At 76.8% G+C, this 2,693-nt stretch carries 3 protein-coding genes; 2 read left to right on the top strand and 1 reads right to left on the bottom strand.

Features of this window, described 5'->3' with window-relative positions; all coding sequences use genetic code 11:
* Both VK611_31145 and VK611_31140 read left to right on the top strand, forming a co-directional pair.
* On the top strand, positions 1–184 hold a 184-nt coding region (locus tag VK611_31145), incomplete at its 5' end, for a hypothetical protein (GenBank protein ID HMG45828.1).
* Positions 185–251: 67 nt separating this feature from the next.
* The gene (locus VK611_31140) at positions 252–2,048 is read left to right on the top strand and encodes an ABC transporter ATP-binding protein (protein ID HMG45827.1); all 1,797 of its coding nucleotides are present in this window, start codon (positions 252–254) and stop codon (positions 2,046–2,048) included.
* Here VK611_31140 and VK611_31135 read toward each other — a convergent pair.
* The coding region (locus VK611_31135) for an SDR family oxidoreductase (GenBank protein HMG45826.1) at positions 2,019–2,693 on the bottom strand (675 nt) is incomplete at its 5' end. The two genes, VK611_31140 and VK611_31135, sit on opposite strands and share 30 nt — an antisense overlap.

Here is a 2,693-nt window from a genome sequence, read left to right as displayed (position 1 = left end):
CATCGCCTCGGGTGTACGTGCGCTGCGAGCGGGGCGGACGACGCTGTTGCTGACGTCGAGCCCGACGCTGCTCGCGTGTGCCGACCGGGTGGTGCTGGTCGCCGCCGGCCAGGTCGTCGCCTCCGGCGCCCACTCCACGCTGGCGCTCACCGAGGCCCGCTACCGCGAGGCGGTCCTGGGATGACGGCGCTACCGGTCGCGACGGGGCGGGCCGTCATCGACGCCCGCTTCCGGGACCTGGCGGTGCCGGCATGACGGCCGGGCTGTCGGCGTCGTCGGCGCTACCGGTCGCGACGGGGCGGGAGACCGTGCGGGCGCTGCGGGGGCTGGCGCGGCCGCACCGGCGGCTGGCCGTGGGGGCCGGCGTGGTGCTGGTGGTGGCGACGCTGGCGGCGCTGGCGATCCCGCTGCTGCTGGGCGGGGTGGTCGACGTGGTCGCCGGCAACCGGCCCGAGGGCGACCTGACCTGGCTCGTCGCCCTGCTGCTGGTCGCCGCCCTGTCCCAGGGGGTGCTGTTCGGCTTCGGCGCCTGGGCGGTGGGGCGCCTGGGTGAGCTGCTGCTCGCCGACCTGCGGGAGGAGGTGGTCGACCGGGCGCTCGCCGTGCCGATCGACGTCGTGGAGCGGGCCGGCACCGGCGACCTGGTGGCCCGGGCCTCCGGCGACGTCGACGCCGTGTCCGAGGCGGTGCGGGAGTCGGTGCCGGAGATCGTGGCGTCGGCGCTGGTCATCGGCCTGACGGTGGTCGGCCTCGCCGCGCTCGACCTGCGGCTGGCGCTCGCCGGGCTCGCCGCGCTGCCGATCCAGGTCGGCGCGGGCCTCTGGTACCTGCGCCGCTCGCGGCCGCTCTACGCCGCCGAGCGACAGGCCGAGGGACGGCGCTCGCAGCACCTGCACACGGGGGTCACCGGCGCCGCCACCATCCGGGCGCTGCGGCTCCAGGACGACCACGTGGCCACCATCACCCGCACGTCGCAGGAGGCCGTCGACCTGGCGGTGTCGGCGGCGTCGGTGCGGGCCCGGTTCTTCTCGGCGCTCAACTCGGCCGAGCTGTTGGGGCTGACGACGGTGCTCGCCGTCGGCTACCCGCTGGTGCAGGGCGGGTCGCTCACCGTCGGCGGGGCGACGGCCGGCGCGCTGTACTTCTACCGACTCTTCGACCCCATCGGTGAGCTGCTCTTCCAGCTCGACGCGGCCCAGGAGGCCGGCGCCGCGCTGGCCCGCCTCGTGGGTGTCACGTCCCTCCCGTCTCCTGCGGCGGCGGGTGCGGTTGCGGTCCCGCCTGCGGCGGGTGCGGCTCCTGAGTCGGCGGCGCAGCGGGGGGCGGGCGTGGAGCTCCGGGGCGTGTCGTTCAGCTACGACGGGGAGCACCGGGCGTTGGACGACGTCGACCTGGTGGTCCAGCCCGGGGAGCGGGTGGCGCTGGTCGGGCCCAGCGGCGCCGGGAAGTCGACGGTGGCCAAGCTGGTGGCCGGCATCCACCCGGCCACGGCGGGCACGGTCGACTGTCCGGGTGCCGTGGCGCTGGTGACCCAGGAGGTCCACGTCTTCAGCGGCCCGCTGGCAGCCGACCTGCGGCTGGCGTCGCCCGACGCTCCGGACGATCGTCTGCGGGCCGCACTCGACCGGGTGGGCGCCACCTCGTGGGTGGAGGCGCTGCCCGACGGGCTCGACACGGTCGTCGGCGACGGCGGCCACCGGCTGTCGCCCACCCAGGCCCAGCAGCTGGCCCTGGCCCGGCTGCTGCTCGCCGACCCGGACGTGGCGATCCTCGACGAGGCCACCGCCGAGGCCGGCAGCGCCGGGGCCGGGGTGCTCGACGCCGCGGCCGCCGCCGCGGTCGAGGGCCGCACCGCGCTGGTGATCGCCCACCGCCTCACCCAGGCTGCCACCGCCGACCGCGTCGTCGTCCTCGACAACGGCCGTGTCGTCGAAGAAGGCCCCCACGCCGAGCTGCTGACGGCGGGCGGCGTCTACGCCGGGTTGTGGGCCGCCTGGTCCACCCCTCGCGCCAACGGCTCAGAGCCCGAGACCCAGGTCGACGCGTAGCACCTGCCCGGTGATGGTGGGGGTGTCGGCGAGGAGGAGGATCGTGCGGGTCAGGTCGGCGAGGGGGACGGAGCCGGGGAGGGCCTGGCGGTCCTCGATGGCGGCGCGGACGTGGGCGGGGACGTCGGCGGTCATGGGGGTCTCGACGAAGCCGGGCGCCAGGGCGTTGCAGCGGATCCCCCGGCTGCCGTACTCGACCGCCAGGGTGCGGACCAGGGCGATCACGGCGGCCTTGGCAGCGGCGTAGGCGCTCTGCCCGGGGCTGGCCACCAGCCCGGCCACCGACGAGACCTGCACCACCGCTCCGGCCCGCCGCCGGACCATCCCCGGCAGGAACGCCCGCAGCGGGTGGTACGCCATGGCGACGTTGTCGTGGAGCACGGCGGTCCAGCGCTCCGGCGACTGGGCGATCAGCAGGCCGTCGTCGCGGCGACCGGCGCAGTTGACGAGGAGGTCGGGCGGGCCGAAGCGGTCGACCACGTCGCTGGCCAGCGCCCGAGTCGAGGCCCAGTCGGTGAGGTCGGCCTGCACCGCGGCGACACCGCAGCCCGGCGGCGGTGCGGTCGAACGGTGGTGGGTCACGACCGTCCACCCGGCCTCCGTGAGCCCCGCCGCCACCGCCGCGCCGATCGCCCCCGACGCCCC

This window comes from Acidimicrobiales bacterium (genome assembly GCA_035316325.1).
In the GTDB taxonomy this organism is placed as follows: domain Bacteria; phylum Actinomycetota; class Acidimicrobiia; order Acidimicrobiales; family VFJN01; genus DASXTK01.
This window is presented reverse-complemented; position numbering and strand designations above follow the sequence as displayed.

Bases quoted from the DNA above. Each gene is read 5' to 3' on its own strand.
- VK611_31140 (HMG45827.1), top strand. From the start codon at position 252: ATGACGGCCGGGCTGTCGGCGTCGTCGGCGCTACCGGTCGCGACGGGG.